At 70.3% G+C, this 15510-nt stretch carries 15 protein-coding genes; 10 read left to right on the top strand and 5 right to left on the bottom strand.

Translation table 11 applies throughout. From position 1 onward, the window contains the following. The first annotated feature begins 69 nt into the window (after nt 1-69). Both ACU6WY_RS13850 and ACU6WY_RS13845 read left to right on the top strand, forming a co-directional pair. A complete protein-coding gene (locus ACU6WY_RS13850) occupies nt 70-2043 on the top strand; it encodes a M13 family metallopeptidase (RefSeq protein ID WP_483820222.1) in 1974 nt (657 codons plus the stop codon). Nucleotides 2044-2091: 48 nt separating this feature from the next. Further along, the gene (locus ACU6WY_RS13845) at nt 2092-3054 is read left to right on the top strand and encodes a serine hydrolase (protein ID WP_483820221.1); all 963 of its coding nucleotides are present in this window, start codon (nt 2092-2094) and stop codon (nt 3052-3054) included. A 24-nt stretch (nt 3055-3078) separates the two neighbouring features. Here ACU6WY_RS13845 and ACU6WY_RS13840 read toward each other — a convergent pair whose 3' ends face one another. Further along, entirely contained in the window at nt 3079-4554 is a 1476-nt protein-coding gene (locus tag ACU6WY_RS13840; RefSeq protein ID WP_483820220.1) for a peptide MFS transporter, read from the bottom strand. 162 nt (nt 4555-4716) lie between these two features. On the opposite strand from ACU6WY_RS13840, the gene ACU6WY_RS13835 reads away from it, so the two are divergent. Both ACU6WY_RS13835 and ACU6WY_RS13830 read left to right on the top strand, forming a co-directional pair. Beyond that, nucleotides 4717-4992, top strand: coding sequence for a hypothetical protein (locus ACU6WY_RS13835; protein WP_483820219.1), 276 nt, complete (start codon nt 4717-4719; stop codon nt 4990-4992). Between the two features lie 14 nt (nt 4993-5006). Next, entirely contained in the window at nt 5007-5894 is an 888-nt protein-coding gene (locus tag ACU6WY_RS13830; RefSeq protein ID WP_483820218.1) for an FHA domain-containing protein, read from the top strand. A 58-nt stretch (nt 5895-5952) separates the two neighbouring features. Here the strand turns inward: ACU6WY_RS13830 and purU are convergent, their stop codons facing one another. Both purU and ACU6WY_RS13820 read right to left on the bottom strand, forming a co-directional pair. Next, complete coding sequence (gene purU, locus ACU6WY_RS13825) at nt 5953-6840, bottom strand: formyltetrahydrofolate deformylase (protein ID WP_483820217.1); 888 nt, start codon at nt 6838-6840, stop codon at nt 5953-5955. Between the two features lie 153 nt (nt 6841-6993). Then, nucleotides 6994-8112 carry a zinc-binding alcohol dehydrogenase family protein gene (locus ACU6WY_RS13820; RefSeq protein ID WP_483820216.1) on the bottom strand — a complete coding sequence of 373 codons (1119 nt, stop codon included), beginning with the start codon at nt 8110-8112 and terminating at the stop codon, nt 6994-6996. A gap of 84 nt (nt 8113-8196) precedes the next feature. Between ACU6WY_RS13820 and ACU6WY_RS13815 the strand changes: the two genes are divergently transcribed. From ACU6WY_RS13815 to ACU6WY_RS13795, 5 genes are all read left to right on the top strand, one after another. Further along, a complete protein-coding gene (locus ACU6WY_RS13815; RefSeq protein ID WP_483820215.1) occupies nt 8197-8763 on the top strand; it encodes a TetR/AcrR family transcriptional regulator in 567 nt (188 codons plus the stop codon). A 52-nt stretch (nt 8764-8815) separates the two neighbouring features. Continuing rightward, nucleotides 8816-10180, top strand: a complete 1365-nt coding sequence (locus tag ACU6WY_RS13810) for an MFS transporter (RefSeq protein WP_483820214.1) — start codon at nt 8816-8818, stop codon at nt 10178-10180. 70 nt (nt 10181-10250) lie between these two features. Further along, entirely contained in the window at nt 10251-10949 is a 699-nt protein-coding gene (locus tag ACU6WY_RS13805; RefSeq protein ID WP_483820213.1) for a GNAT family N-acetyltransferase, read from the top strand. Nucleotides 10950-11075: 126 nt separating this feature from the next. Beyond that, nucleotides 11076-11288, top strand: a complete 213-nt coding sequence (locus ACU6WY_RS13800; protein ID WP_483820212.1) for a helix-turn-helix domain-containing protein — start codon at nt 11076-11078, stop codon at nt 11286-11288. Next, complete coding sequence (locus ACU6WY_RS13795) at nt 11278-12585, top strand: HipA domain-containing protein (RefSeq protein WP_483820211.1); 1308 nt, start codon at nt 11278-11280, stop codon at nt 12583-12585. The genes ACU6WY_RS13800 and ACU6WY_RS13795 overlap by 11 nt, the downstream gene beginning before the upstream one ends. Before the next feature lies 1 nt (nt 12586). On the opposite strand, the gene ACU6WY_RS13790 is transcribed toward ACU6WY_RS13795, so the two are convergent. Continuing rightward, on the bottom strand, nt 12587-12796 hold the full coding sequence (locus tag ACU6WY_RS13790; RefSeq protein WP_483820210.1) for a multidrug transporter: 210 nt from the start codon (nt 12794-12796) through the stop codon (nt 12587-12589). Between the two features lie 7 nt (nt 12797-12803). After that, complete coding sequence (locus ACU6WY_RS13785; RefSeq protein ID WP_483820209.1) at nt 12804-13610, bottom strand: SDR family oxidoreductase; 807 nt, start codon at nt 13608-13610, stop codon at nt 12804-12806. A gap of 758 nt (nt 13611-14368) precedes the next feature. Here ACU6WY_RS13785 and menC point away from each other — a divergent pair. Next, a complete protein-coding gene (gene menC / locus ACU6WY_RS13780) occupies nt 14369-15502 on the top strand; it encodes an o-succinylbenzoate synthase (RefSeq protein ID WP_483820208.1) in 1134 nt (377 codons plus the stop codon). The last annotated feature ends 8 nt before the right edge of the window (nt 15503-15510 follow it).

Here is a 15510-nt window from a genome sequence, read left to right as displayed (position 1 = left end):
TCCTGCCTCACGCCGGGTCGCGGTGTCCACCCGGAGCGTTCTCGGAGCGGCGGCACTTATCCTGTGTGCATGACCGAGACCCCCCGCTCCGGTCTCGCGCTCGAGGAGCTGAGCGACGAGATCCGCCCGCAAGACGACCTGTTCCGCCACGTGAACGGCCGCTGGCTGGAGCGCACCGAGATCCCCGACGACAAAGCCCGCTGGGGCTCGTTCCACCTCATCGCCGAGCAGGCCGAGGCGGACGTGCGCACCATCGTGGAGGAATCGCAGCAGGCCGAGGCGGGCACCGAGGCCCGCAAGATCGGCGACCTGTTCGCGAGCTTCATGGATACCGCGCGCATCGACGAGCTCGGCGGAACGCCGCTGACCGACCAACTCGCTCGGGTCGACGCCGTCCGCGACGTCGCCGGCTTCCTCCGTCTCGTCGGTGAGCTCGAGCGCGACGGCGTGAGCGGACTGCTCACCCTCTTCGTCGAGCCCGACCCGGGCGACCCCACCCGTTACGTTCCCGTCGTCTACCAGGGCGGACTGTCGCTGCCCGACGAGAGCTACTACCGCCTCGAGAACTTCGACGAGACCCGCGCCGCCTACCGCGCCCACATCGAGCGCGTCTTCGAGCTGGCCGGGGTCGCCGAGCCCGCGGCATCCGCTGATCGCGTCTTCGCGCTCGAGACCGAGCTCGCCACCCACCACTGGTCGCGCGAAGACAGCCGCGACGCGGTGAAGACGTACAACCTGAAGACCTGGGACGAGACCGTCGCGCTCGCCGGGGTGGACCTCGAGCCGTGGCGCGCCGGGGTGGCCCCGGGCCACGAGGGTGCCTTCGCCGAGGTGGTCGTGTACCAGCCGAGCTTCATCGAATCGCTCGGCGCGCTTCTGGTCGAGGACCGCGTCGACGACTGGAAGGCGTGGTTGCGCTTCGCGATCGTGCACTCGTCGGCGGCGTTCCTCTCCGACGATTTCGTCGCCGAGAACTTCGCCTTCTACGGCACGCAGCTCACCGGCGTCCCGGTCAATCGCGAGCGCTGGAAGCGCGGCGTCGGTCTGGTCGAGGCGGCCCTCGGCGAGGCCGTCGGCAAGGTGTACGTCGAGCGCCACTTCCCGCCCGCGGCGAAGGATGCCATGGACGTTCTCGTCGCGAACCTCGTCGCGGCCTACCGGCAGTCCATCGAGAACCTCGAGTGGATGACGCCCGAGACCCGCGAGCGTGCCCTGGCCAAGCTCGACGCGTTCACCCCGAAGATCGGCTACCCCGAGAAGTGGAAGGACTACTCCACTCTCGAGGTCGACGCGGCCGACCTGGTCGGCAACGTCCGTCGCGCGCACGTGTGGGAGCACGACCGGCAGCTGGCCAAGGTAGGGCAGCCCATCGACCGTGACGAGTGGTACATGACCCCGCAGACGGTCAACGCGTACTACAACCCGCTCATGAACGAGATCGTGTTCCCCGCGGCGATCCTGCAGTACCCGTTCTTCGACGCCGATCGCGACGCCGCCGCCAACTACGGCGGCATCGGCGCGGTCATCGGCCACGAGATCGGCCACGGCTTCGACGATCAGGGCAGCCGCTTCGACGGCGACGGGTCGCTGCGCGACTGGTGGACGGATGCCGACCGCTCGGCGTTCGAGGAGCGCACCGCGGCGCTCATCGCGCAGTACGACGCCCTCGTGCCGCAGGGACTCAGCGAGGACCACCGCGTCAACGGCTCTCTCACGATCGGTGAGAACATCGGCGATCTGGGCGGCCTCGGCATCGCGATCCGCGCTTACCGCTTTTCGCTCGGCGAGGACGAGCCGGTCGACGGTCCCGTCGTCGACGGGTACAGCGGAATCCAGCGCCTGCTGCTCAGCTGGGCGCAGATCTGGCAGCAGAAGGGGCGGGATGCCGAGACGATCCGGCTCCTCACGATCGACCCGCACTCGCCCAACGAGTTCCGCTGCAATCAGATCGTGCGTAACATCGACGCGTTCTACGACGCGTTCGAGGTCACCGAGGGCGACGCCCTGTGGCTCGACGCAGACCATCGCGTCACCATTTGGTGAGGTGGCGTTTGTTGCTCTTCTGACCCGGAAGGAGCCACGCTCGTGGGCATGCCCCCGGTTCCCGAGCCCGCCGCCCCCGATCCCCTCGGGGGGCCGGTGGAGTCGTTCCGACGCGACGCCCCCGCCCTCCGGGCTGCCGGACGCAAGGGTCCTCGGCGGCTGCCCCGCCGGGCGGCCGCCGGACGCCGGTCGTTCACGGCGACGCTCCGGGCGCTCGATGAGCTCGCGGCATCCGGGGCGAAGGTGTCGGTGCGCATCGACGATCTCGACGGTGGCTCCCCGGTGCTGGAGGGCGACGACTTCGTCACTCTGCCGGTGGGGGGTCTGGGGGTCGTCCCGCTGCTGATCGAGGTGGCCGCGTCGTTTGAGTCCGGCCGCGTCGATGCGCTCGAGATCGTCGACCGGGCGATCGTGCAGGCCGCCTCGGCCGGAGGCGCATGGCAGCACCTCAAGGCGCCCGCGTTGCCGCTCGCGGATCTCGCGGTGCTCGCCGCCTCGGCGGGCGACGCGCTCGCCGCCAACGCGCTGCTGCAGCGGGTGGGGCTGCCGTCCGTTCGGGCGCGCATCGAACAGCTCGGCCTGCGGCGCACGGCTCTCCTCGACCGCTTCCGCGACGACCGCGGGCCCGACGACGCCCCGCACGTCGCGCTGTCGACGGCGCGCGAGATGGCGGCCGTGTTCGCCGGTCTGGTGAACTCCACGGTCGTCTCCCCCGGCGTGAGTGCCCAGGTGGCGGAGTGGCTGAGCCTGAACCACGACCTGTCGCTCGTGGCATCCGCGACCGGCCTCGACCCGTTCGCGCACGAGAACGACCGTCACGGGCTGCTGTTCGTGAACAAGACCGGACGCTCCGAGGGCGTCCGAGCCGAGGCGGGGGTGCTCGGCGGCCCGCGGGCCGGCGTCGCCTACGCCCTCATCGTGAACTTCGACGACCTCTCGATCGCGCACCGGCTGCGCGCCCACGACGCCTTCCGCGTGCTGGGCGTCGAGCTGATGGAGTACGTGTACTGACGCGCGGGCCTGAGTCCGACGCGGTCAGCGCACCCCCTTCATCAGGGCGAGCACCGGCTTGGTGGCCAGGAGCAGGGCGATGCCGAGCGCGATGGCGATCGCGCCGAGGATCGTGAAGTACGGCACCTCGTTGCGCGGGTCGTAGAAGCCGGCGAGCCATCCGGCGATCGAGGTCCCCAGCGCCACCGACAGGAAGTAGAGCGCGACCATCTGCGTGTGGAACCGCTCGGGGGCGAGCTTCGTCGACACCGACAGGCCGGGCGGCGAGATGAACAGCTCGGCGATCGTGAAGACGAACAGGATGCCCACGATGCCCAGGAGCGGCGTGGCGTTGGCGGGGCCGTTGGCGAAGGGCAGGAACAGCAGGAACGCGACGCCCATGACGATCGCGCCGATGCCGAACTTGACGGGCGCGCCGGGCTGTCTGCTGCCCCACCGCGTCCAGATGGCGGCGAACACGCCGGAGAGGATGATGACGAAGATCGGGTTGATCGAGTTGACCCACGAGATCGGCATCTCCCAGCCGAAGATCTCGCGGTTCAGCCGCTGGTCCGAGTAGATCGTCAACACGGTGAACTGCTGCTGGTACAGCGACCAGAATCCGACGTTGACCACGAACAGCGGGATGAACCCCAGCACGCGGGAACGCTCGGTGGCGGTGATCGCGCGAGACGAGACGATCACGGCGAAGTACGCGATCGAGGCCGCGACGACCACGAGGATGACGATTCCGGCGAGGTTGTCGGCGCGGATCACCCCCAGCAGCACGAGCGCGACCACCACGACGATCCCGGCCGCCGCCGCACCGACGACCATCCCCCGGCGTGAGGCGGGCAGCGGGTTGGGCACGGCGCGCGACGCGGCCGGCAGCGCCCGTCGGCCGAAGGAGTACTGCACCAAGCCCGCGGCCATGCCGACCGCGGCGGCGCCGAAGCCCCAGTGGAACCCGACCGACGACTGCAGTGCGCCGGTGACGATGGGGCCGAGGAACGCGCCGAGGTTGATCCCGAGGTAGAACAGCGAGAACCCGGCGTCGCGGCGCGCGTCGCCCGGCGCGTAGAGCGTCCCGACCACCGACGTGGCGTTGGCCTTGAGCCCGCCCGACCCGATCGCGACGAGCACGAGGCCCGCACCGAGGCCCACCATTCCCGGCAGGATAGCGAGCGCGATGTGCCCGGCCATGATCACGATCGCGCTGTAGAACAGCACGCGCTCGGATCCGAGCAGCCGGTCGGCCACCCACGCGCCGAGGATCGTTGCGAGGTACACCGACCCGCCGTACGCGCCGACGATGCCGGTCGCGACGGTCTGATCGATGCCGAGGCCGCCCTCGGCGACCGAGTGGTACATGTAGATCAGCAGGATGGCCTGCATGCCGTAGAAGCTGAAGCGCTCCCACATCTCCACGCCGAAGATGTGGGCGAGGGCCCACGGCTGCCCGAAGAAGCGGCGGTCGGTGGTGCTCTCGTCCACGGCGGTGTGGTCGCTCTGCGAAGACATGCGCTCCACGTTAGACCTGCGGGCGTGCCGCGGTGCCGGGTGGGCGTCTTCGGAGAGTCCCCTCGTGTCTCCTGCCGCAACAGCGGCCCGAACGCAATCCCTCCTTTCGCGCCCCGGCCCGGTGGGACGCTGGTGCCCCGAAACCTAGAAAGGACTGGGACCATGTCCGACACCTCTGCCACCACCGACCCGTTCGCGAACTCCGCGGGACCCGAGGGTCACTCGATCACCGACTGGACCGACCTCGGTCGCGAAATGTGGTCGTACCTCACCGGCCGCGGCGCTGCGGTCAACTACTCCTTCGTCGAGATGACCGTCGAAGTCCCGCGCGATATCGGCCCCGATGCTCCTCGGGCGACGTGGAAGCTCAACGGCACGCTCCGCGTCACGACGAGCGACGACACCGCGCCGGGCTCCGACCCGTATCGCGGAAACTGAGGGCGGGCGCCGTCATGGTGCGCCTCGACATCGACCTCGCCTTCTCGGAAGAGAAGACGGGGGCGGATGCCACCCTCCCGCCGTTCGAGGGCACGATCACCGCGGCCGGCTCCGAGGTGCGCGTGACCATCAGCGATCCGTCGCGTCTGCCCGGCAATGGTCGCCGGACGCTCGCGGAACTCTCGACCGTCGCGGACGCGCTCGCCGCGCGCGGGATCTCGGTGTGCGTGGAGGGTCCGGACGGCCCGATCGTGCACCTCGGCGACGTCAAGAGCAGCCTGCTGCAGCGCGTCGTCACCGGCTCGCCGCACATCCGGCTCGGTTCGGTGGGTGCCGTCGCGCCGCTGCTGACGCGACGCAACAGCGGACAGGCGTTGCGGTTCCCCGTGCCGCCGGGCACGCCCCTGCCGCTCGTCCCGACCGTGAACCGAGTGGTGCGCCGTCGCATCACCACGACGCACTACACCCCGGGATCGGGCCGCCCGCGCCTCATCTTCGCGGTCGGCACCTCGGGCTGGGACGGTTCTCCCCCGCGCGAGTTCGACCTGCTGCCCGAGAAGACCGTGATCGGGTCCGGCGACGATGCCGACCTGCGGCTGCCCGGCCTCGCGCCGGTGCACGCCGAGATCCGCCACGAGGGCGACGACGAGTATGTGCTGTACGGCTTCGACGTCGTGGGTGGCGGCGGTGCTGCCGTCGAGGGGCGTCGTGGTAACGGCCGGATCCTGCGCACCGGCGCGCGGATCGAGCTGGGCGACTGGCGCCTGGCGTACTTCCGGGCCGAGTGGGCCGACCACGGACGGCCGTACGGTGGCCGCGTCGGCGGCGAGCTCGCGCGTCAGCGCAAGCAGCCACCGCGCGGGGGGAGAGGGCCGCTGAGCACGGCATCCGATCCGGACTGAGCACAGCGACGAGGGGGAGGCGTCGTCGAGACGCCTCCCCCTCGTCGTGCGCGGCGGGTCAGGCCGTGAAGACGATCGTGTGGTTGCCGTGGCGGATGATGCGATCCTCGGCGTGCCACAGCACGGCGCGCGAGAGCACCTGACGCTCGACGTCGGCCCCGCGGCGCGCGAGCTCGGCGGCCGAGTCGGCGTGGGTGACGCGGACCGTGTCCTGCTCGATGATCGGGCCCTCGTCGAGGTCGCTCGTGACGTAGTGCGAGGTCGCGCCGATGAGCTTGACGCCGCGCTCCTTCGCCTTCTTGTACGGCTCGGCGCCGATGAAGGCCGGCAGGAACGAGTGGTGGATGTTGATCACCGGCACCCCGATCTTGTCGAGGAAGTCGGGCGAGAGGATCTGCATGTACCGCGCGAGCACGACGAAGTCGACGTTGCCGACGAGGAGTTCGAGGATGCGAGCCTCGGATGCCGACTTGTCGGGGCCGGGCGTCGACGGGATGTGGAAGAACGGGACGCCGAACGAACGCACGTCTTCCGCCGAGGTGGTGTGGTTCGACACGACCATCGGGATGCTGACGGGCAGGTCGCCGCGGCGGTGGCGCCACAGCAGGTCGAGAAGGCAGTGGTCTTGCTTCGACGCCAGGATCGCCATGCGCTTCGGCGTCGAGAGGTCGGTGAGGTTCCACTCCAGCTCGAAGCCGTCGCCGAGGGTGCGGTCGAGGTCGGCCTCGATGTCGGGCAGGGATGCCGCGAGGTCGGGCCGGTGGAACACGACGCGCTGGAAGTACGCGCCGCCGCGGGTGCCGTCGGAGTACTGGTCGAACGCGACGATGTTCCCGCCCTGGCGGGCGATGAGGGCCGAGACCGCGGCGATGATGCCGGGGGTGTCGCTGCCGTGCACGATGAGGCACGCGTGATCGGGCTGCAGGTGGGGGCTCACGGAGACCATCGGACCATTCTGCCGTGCGTGGGGGGACTCTTCGGACACGCGCGGGCCGAGCTGGGGCGCCGGACGTGGCCCCGGGGCCACGCGAACCGCCCCGGGGCCACAGGCGCGCGGGGGCTGACGATAGACAGGGCCGGCGTGGTGCGCGTGCCCGCCCTAAAGGTGCACGACGAGCTTGCGTGCCGAGACGCCGCCGCGCTGGCGGTCGAGCGCAGCCTGGATGTCGGCCAGCCCCGACCCCACGATGAGCGGCTCGGGCATCGGACGGAGGCGGCCGGTGGCAAGCGCACGCGGCACCACGTCGCCCCATAGCGCCGACCCGATCTCGTCGTCGCGGAGGCTGCTTCCCCACACGAACCCCGCGCGGATGCCGGCGCGTCGGGCGCGGAGGGTCGACCGGGCCGTGGTCAGCCCGATGCGGCCGAAGACCGGCAGCATCGCGGGAAAGAGGTGCCGACGCCCGGCGAGGTCGGCGAGGGAGATCGGCGTGCTCGCCATCGCCAGTCGTGTGCCGCCGGTGCGGCGGAGGACCTCGATGCACGCGTCGGTCGACCCTGCGCCCAGCGCGACGGCCCCCCTCACGGGGCGACCGTCGATCGCGGCGACGAGGTCATCGACGGCGCTCGCCGAGGCGTAGTCGACGACCGCGTCGGCGCCGAGCGACTGCACGAGCGCCGTGTTGCGCGGTGAGGCGGTGCTGACGACGTCGTACCCCGCAGCGCGAGCCAACTGGATGGCGTTCATTCCGACGCTGGTCGATCCTCCCCACACCACCACGACGCCATCCAATGTGCTCGGCACGGTACCGGTCGGCATCCGCAGCCCGAGGTGGGCGGGCTGGAACAGGGCGCACGCGGCGGTCGACAGGCCGAGGGGGAAGACCGCGGCCTGGTCGTCGGACAGGTCGTCGGGCGTGGGTGAGGCGAGACGTTCGAGGAGCACGGTGTACTCCTGGAACGCGCCTTCGCGCAGGGGGTCGCGTCCGCGGTCGGTCCCGGTCGCGAGGCCGAACACGCGTTGGCCGACGTGGAAGCGCGTGACGTCCGAGCCGACGGCGACGACCTGGCCGGCGACGTCGGACCCGAGGACGGCGGGGGTTCGCAGCCACCGGTAGGTGAGGCGGCTGGTGCCCTGGATGACCCAGTCGATCGGGTTGACGGCCACCGCCCTCACCCGTACGAGAATCTCGTCGGCGGCGGGGCGGGGAATGGTCGTGCTGATGACGCCCACCCGTGCGCGCGGGGCGGGGAGGATGGCGGCGAACTGGTCGGACATGGGGCCCCTCGGGTCGCGATGACACTTGGTGTCTTCACCAGAGTGTAGTGATGACACTACGTGACATCGCTTATGCTCGTCGACATGGCCAGGTGGACTCCCGATACGAGAGAACGGCTCCGCGCTGCGGCGCTCGAGCTGTTCCAGGAGCGCGGCTTCGACGCGACCACGGTGCCCGAGATCGTTGACCGCGTGGGGGTTACCCGGCGCACCTTCTTCCGTCACTTCAGCGACAAGCGCGAGGTGTTCTTCGGTGACGACGAGATCCCCGCGCTCGCCGCCGCGACGATCGCGGCCGCGCCGGCCGGTGCGGCGCCGTTCTCGATCGCCTGGCAGGGTTTTCACGTGCTCGCTACCGAGCGGTTCGAGCCCCGCCGCGAGTACATGGCCGCTGCCCGGCGCATCATCGAGGCCGAGCCCGCTCTCCGTGAGCGCGATCTGCAGAAGCAGGCCGATCTGCGCGATGCCATCCGCACCGGATACCTCGCCCACGGTGTCGACGCGGTGACGGCCCGGGTGGTCGCCGGTGTTGCGGTAGAACTGCTGCAGATCGCCCTGGAGCAGTGGCTGGCCGACGAGGCCGGGGCGCCGTTGACGCAGCACTTGGCCGCCGTCCGTACGGGCATGGCCGACGCGCTCGACGACGCGTGAGGTCGACGGTCGCCCCGGCCTCGGGTGTCGGAGCCCGGGGATAGCCTGGTGGATGCCATCCCTCGTGGCATCCGTTCCCCTCGATCCCCCAGGAACCCCCGTGATCAGCACCCTCGACCGCCCCGGTTGGCGCACGTGGACGCTGTGGATCGTCGGGGTGCTGGCGTACGTCGTCTCGATCATCAACCGCACCTCTCTGTCGGCGGTCGGGGTCGACGCCGCGGTGCGGTTCCAGGCCGACGCCTCGGCGCTGTCGATGTTCGCCGTGATCCAGCTCTTCGTCTACGGCGCGATGCAGATCCCCGTCGGTCTGCTGCTCGACCGCTTCGGCGCGCGTCCCATGATCGCGATCGGCATGCTCCTCATGGCCGCGGGCCAGCTGGTCATGGCGTTCGCCGACGCGGTGGGGATCGGCATCCTGGCCCGCGTGCTCATCGGCGCGGGTGACGCGATGATCTTCCCGAGCGTGCTGCGCGTCATCGCGACGTGGTTCCCGGCGCAGCGGGCGCCGGTGCTGGTTCAGCTGACGGGGATCATCGGCCAGCTCGGTCAGATCGTGGCCGTCGTGCCGCTGGCCGCTCTCTTGCACGCCACGAGCTGGAGCGTCGCCTTCGGCAGCGTCGCGGGGCTGGGCGTGTTGTTCGCCGTGCTGACGTACGCGATCATCCGCAACCGGCCGCCCGAACGGCGCGACGACCCGGTCGACACCTCGGTCGACACGCAGACCGGCGCGATCCGCGTGGTGAAATCGTCTGCCGACCTGCGGCAGGGATTCCGCGAGTCGTGGTCGCACCCCGGCACGCGGCTCGGTTTCTGGTCGCACTTCACCACGCCGTTCGCGGGCACCGCGTTCATGCTGCTGTGGGGCTTTCCGTTCCTCACGGCGGGCGAGGGGCTCGACCCTGCCACGGCCTCGCTCGTCATGACCTCGCTCGTGCTGTTCAGCATCCTCAGCGGCCCCGTGATCGGGGCGCTGTCGAGTCGGCATCCCTCGCGTCGATCTCGGTGGCTGGTGCTTCCGACGATCGTGTTCCAGGCCGTCGCGTGGATCGTGGTGATCGCGTGGCCCGGGGCCGCCCCGGTGTGGCTGTTGTTCCTGCTGATGTTTGCGCTGTCGACCGGCGGCCCGGCATCGATGATCGCCTTCGATCACGCGCGCACCTTCACCCCCAGCCACCGGCTCAGCACGGCGACGGGCATCGTCAACGGCGGTGGGTTCCTCGCGGCGTTGCTGGCGATCCTCTTCATCGGTGTCGCGATGGACGTGCAGGGCGCGGGCAGCCCCGACACCTATTCGCTGGATGCCTTCCGCCTGGCGTTCCTCACGCAGGTGCCGCTGTGGCTGGTCGGGGGGATCGCGATCGTCGTCGAACGCGGGCGGACGATCCGTCACGTCGCGGGAACGCACCCGCGCTGAGCGGACCCGTCGTGTGGGCGGACGGGCGCTTCCCACGGTGCGCGGATGCCGCGGGTGCCAGACTCGGAGCATGAGCACGACCGGCATCGACATCCGCCCGCTCGACAGCCTCGAGGCGATTCTCGCCGGGGCGCAGCTGTTCGACGACGTCTGGGTCGGTGACCGTGCGACGATGCCGGCGAACATCCTGCGGGCGCTCGAGCACTCGGGCAACTACGTCGTCGGCATCTACGACGACGACCGGATGATCGGCGCATCGGCGGCGTTCTTCGGCCCTCCGGCGGAGCGGACGATGCACTCGCACATCACGGGGGTGCTCCCCGGGCATCAGGGGCGAGGCATCGGGCGTCGACTCAAGGCACACCAGCGCGAGTGGGCGCTGGAGCGGGGGATCGGGCGCATCACCTGGACCTTCGATCCGCTCATCCGCCGCAACGCGCACTTCAATCTCGCCGTCCTGGGGGCGAGCGCCACCGAGTACCTCGTGAACCAGTACGGCGAGATGCCCGACGACGTCAATCGCGGCGACGAGTCCGACCGGCTGCTCGTGACGTGGGCCATCGCCGAGCCGCCCGCGCCGACGCCCGCCGACGACGAGGTGCGGGCGATCGTCGAACTCCCTGACGACATCGAGGCGCTGCGGCGCAGCGACCCCGCGGTGGGCGCCGAGTGGCGGTACCGCGTGCGCGAGGAGCTGCGGGGACACCTGGCATCCGGTCTGCGGATCGGCGGCGTCGACCGCCGCGGCTACCTGCTCGTCGCGCGGTGAGCGGGCTCATTCTTGTGGGATCTTTCCCATGGCGGGACGTGTGGGTTTTATCCCACAGAGAACCTTGTGGGTTTTATCCCACACAACGTAATGTGGGATAAAACCCACAGATGCTCGGAGGTGGCCATGCAGGTTGCACGTTCCGCCGACCTCGGCGCACTCGTCGCGGAGCGCCGCGAACAACGAGGTCTGTCGCAGGAGCAACTCGCCAAGAACGCGGGCGTGACACGCGACTGGCTCGCGCGCTTCGAGAGGGGGAAGCCCTCGGTCACTCTGCACCGAGTGTTCTGGGTGCTCGAGGCGCTCGGGCTGACTCTCGAGGTGCACGATGACGAGTGAACTGCACGCATACCTCGACGGGGTCCGTGTGGGCGCCTTCACGCAATCCCACGCGGGTGCGCTCGGCTTCGAGTACGACGACCAGTACCGGCGCTCACGAACAGCCACGCCGATGTCCCTATCGATGCCTCTCGCTCGACAGGTGCACAAGAACGGCCCCGCCCGTGCATACCTGAGAGGGTTGCTGCCGGACAGCGCCGGCCGTCTCAAGGAACTCGCGAGCGAGTATCACGTGTCCGAGAACAACCCTTTCGCTCTCCTGTCGCACATCGGTCGCGACACTGCCGGCGCTGTGCAGCTTCTGCCGGACGGTGAAGACAGTGATGACGCAGCCACCCGCACGGGTCGATTGCAGAAGCACTCTGACGAGGACTTCGCCGCCCTGGTCCAGGACCTGATCGCCCACGCCGCCACGTGGGGGGTGCGGCGAGCGGGGCGATGGTCGCTGCCCGGCGCACAGCCGAAGACCGCGCTGTTCCGCACGGCTGAAGGGCTGTGGGCCACCCCCCTGGACTCGACCCCGACGACGCACATCATCAAGCCCGCCGTTCCTCCGTACTCCGAACACCACATCGTGGAGTACATGACGATGGCGGCGGCGCGCCACCTCGGCCTCGACGTCGCAGAGAGTGAGATGGCCACCACCCGTGCGGGCGACAACGTCTTCATCTCCCGCCGATACGATCGTGCGTTCACCGGCGAGCGCTGGGCTCGATTGCACCAAGAAGATCTGTGTCAGGCGCTGGCCGTCGAGCCCGACAAGAAGTATCAGAGCGACGGCGGCCCCGGCGTCGGCAAGATCGCGGATCTGTTCCGGGGTCTCCCGAATGGAATCGACCGTCAGAACAACAGTCGAAGGTTCTTCGACGCCCTCGCCTTCAATCTCGCGGCCGTCGGCACCGATGCGCATGCGAAGAACTACTCGCTCCTGTTGAACGGCTCGCGCGCGACCCTTGCGCCCCTCTACGACCTCGGCACGCACGCCCCCTACCCCACGCCGGAGGGGCAGCCGATGAAACTGGCGATGTCGCTCGACGGCGAGTATGTCATCGACCGCGTCGGTGAGAACGCTCTCCGGGTGGCCGGCCGACGACTGGGACTCGACCCCGACGAGGCGCTCCTGCGAGCGCGCGAGATCCTGCGCGGCATCGTGTCGGCATTCGATCACGCTGCCGCAGACGCGACCCACGTTCTGGGAAACGTCCCGACGATTGCCCGAGTTCGGGATGCCATTGCGCGCAACGCTCGCGCGCGCGGATGGGTGGCGTCAACCACCGCCATTCCGCTCCGCGACTGAGTCAGCCGCCCGAGACGGGCGTGTCTTCCTCGGCGGCGGGGTCTCCCTGCCCCGGGCCGGGGCGGACGGCGGCATCGTCGCGCACGTCGATGCGCGTGATGCCGTCGTGCTCGGTGACGTCGAAGCGCGGCGCGGCGTCTTCTTCCGTCGCCTTCGGCGCACTCGTCAGCTGGTCGTGACGGTTCTCTTCGAAGCTCTTCTCGTCGCTCATCTCGTTCTCACTCTCCGGCCGAACGCCAGGCGTCCGACTCCATGTGCGATCCCGCCTGGGGTCCCATCTGCAGCATCCCGCCGTCGACCACCCAGCTGGCTCCGGTGACGTACGAGCCGGACGGCGAGGCGAGGAAGCGGATCACATCGGCGACCTCGTCGGGCTTGCCGGGGCGTCCGAGGGGGATACCGGGGCGGTGGACGCGGTCGGCATCCTCGGCATCCATGTCGTTGATGGGCGTGGCGATCTCGCCCGGGGCGACCGCGTTCGCGGTGATGCCGTACTGCCCGAGTTCGAGCGCCATCGTCTTGATGAGGCCGCCGAGCCCGTGCTTGGCGGCGACATAGGGTGCGGAGCCGACGCGGGGCTGGTGCTCATGCACGCTGGAGACCGCGATGAGGCGGCCTCCGTTTCCGGCCGCCACCATGCGGCGGGCCGCGGTGTGCATCGCGAGGAACGCGCCGTCGAGGTTGAGGGCGATGTCGGTGCGCCAGGTCTTCATGTCGAGGTCGAGGAAGCTGCCCCCGATCCCGCCGCCGGCGTTGTTGACGAAGACGTCGAGGCCGCCGAGCTCGTCGGCGAGGGCGTTCACGGCGTCGGGGATCGCGTCGAAGTCGGTGGCGTCGAACTGCGCGACGACCGCGCGGGCGCCGCGGGCGCGCACGGCGGCGGCAACCTCTTCCGCACCGTCCTTGTCGCTGTTGTAGGTGATGGCGACGTTGAGGCCGGCTTCGGCGAGGGCGAGCGCGGTGGCCGCGCCGATGCCCGAATCGGAGCCGGTGACGATCGCGTGGCGGGGAGTGAAGTCGCTCATGCCCCCGACGCTACGCCGGGAGGCGCGGCGGGGCGCCGCCCTTGCCCCGCCGCGCGCGAGGCGTTACGGCTGCACAACTCCTGCAGAAGCGCCGGGGTGGAATTCGTCCGTTGGGTCGCCGGGGGCTGCACAACTCCTGCGGAACCGCCGGCGCCGTGGCATCCGGGGCTGTGTAGGCCGGATTTGCCGGAGTTGTGCGTCGGGTTGCGGGCGTGGCGGCACAACTCCGGCGGAACCGCCGGGGCCGTGGCATCCGGGGCTGTGTAGGCCGGATCTGCCGGAGTTGTGCGTCGGCACGGGCGCGCGTGCACAACTCCTGCGGAACCGCCGGGGTGGTGGCATCCGGGGCCGTGCAGTCCGGATCTGCCGGAGTTGTGCGTCGGGTTGCGGGCGTGGCGGCGGAGTTCGGCTGCCGGTGGCGGTGTGGATGCCGTGGGGCGGCGTCGCGGCGGGGTGGATTCGTCCGTTGGGTCGCCGCCGGGGGCTGCACAGCTCCTGCATAAGTGCCGGGGGATGTGGCATCCGGGGCTGTGTAGGACGGATCTGCCGGAGTTGTGCGCGGCCTGGGCCGGCGCGGGCGCGGCGTGCATAACTCCTGCGGAACCGCCGGGGCGGTGGCATCCGGGGTTGTGCAGGTCGGATTTGCCGGAGTTGTGCGCGGCCCGCCCCGGCAGGGACGCCGCGGCCCGGCGGCGAACGGCAGGGAGCCGTCCACGGGGGCGCGACCGAAGGGACGGCACGCCGGATACCCTGCCCTCATGCCGCCCCGCACTCCCGCCGCCCCCGTGTTCCTGGATGCCATCGAGCTGCGCGTCCTGCACCTGCCCCTGGTCTCGCCGTTCACGACGTCGTTCGGCACCGAGACGGTGCGCGAGGTGATCGTCGTCCGCGCCGAGACCGCCGACGGCGTCGGCTGGGGCGAGGTCGTGACGCAGGCGGAGCCGTTCTACTCGAGCGAGTACACGCAGGGCGCGTGGGATGTGCTCACCCGCTTCCTCGGTCCCGCGCTCCTCGAACGCCGTACCCTCGCGCCCGAGGAGGTCGCCGGCATCCTGAGCCCGGTCGTCGGACACCGCATGGCCAAGGCCGGGCTCGAGCTCGCGGTCATCGACGCCGCGCTGCGCGCCGAGGGCCGCCGCTTCGCCGACTATCTCGGGGCGGGCAAAGACCGGGTGCCCTCGGGCGTCTCGGTGGGGATCCAGCGCGATCCAGAGGCCCTGGTCGAGACGGTCGGCGGGTACCTCGACGAGGGCTACGTGCGCATCAAGATCAAGATCAAGCCCGGGCGCGACGTCGACGACACCGCCGCGGTCCGCGCGGCCTTCGGCGGCATCCCCCTGCAAGTGGATGCCAATTCGGCCTACACCCTCGCGGATGCCGACACGCTGGAACGGCTCGACGCGTTCGACCTGCTCCTCATCGAGCAACCGCTGCAGGAGGACGACCTCGTCGACCACGCGACGCTCGCGCAGCGTCTGCGTACGCCGGTGTGCCTGGACGAATCGATCGTCTCCGACAAGGCCGCCGCCGACGCCCTGGCGCTCGGCTCCGGCTCGATCATCAACATCAAGGCCGGACGCGTCGGCGGCTACCTCGAGGCCCTCGCGATCCACGACCGGTGCCGTGCGGCCGGGATCCCCGTGTGGTGCGGCGGCATGCTCGAGACGGGCATCGGGCGGGCCGCCAACGCCGCACTCGCGGCGCTCCCCGGGTTCACGCTGCCCGGTGACATCTCGGCATCCACTCGCTTCTACGACCGCGACATCGTGACGGAGCCCGCCGTGATCGAGGACGGACACGTGCGTGTGCCCACGGCCCCCGGCCTGGGAATCGTGATCGACGAGGCCGCGCTCGAGGCGTTCACCGTGCACCGGGAACGCCTCACACGATGAGGGGTGGC

It is taken from the genome of Microbacterium sp. ZW3a, assembly GCF_057167165.1.
Note: the sequence above shows the minus strand (reverse complement) of the source record. Positions and strands in the feature narration are given on the sequence as shown.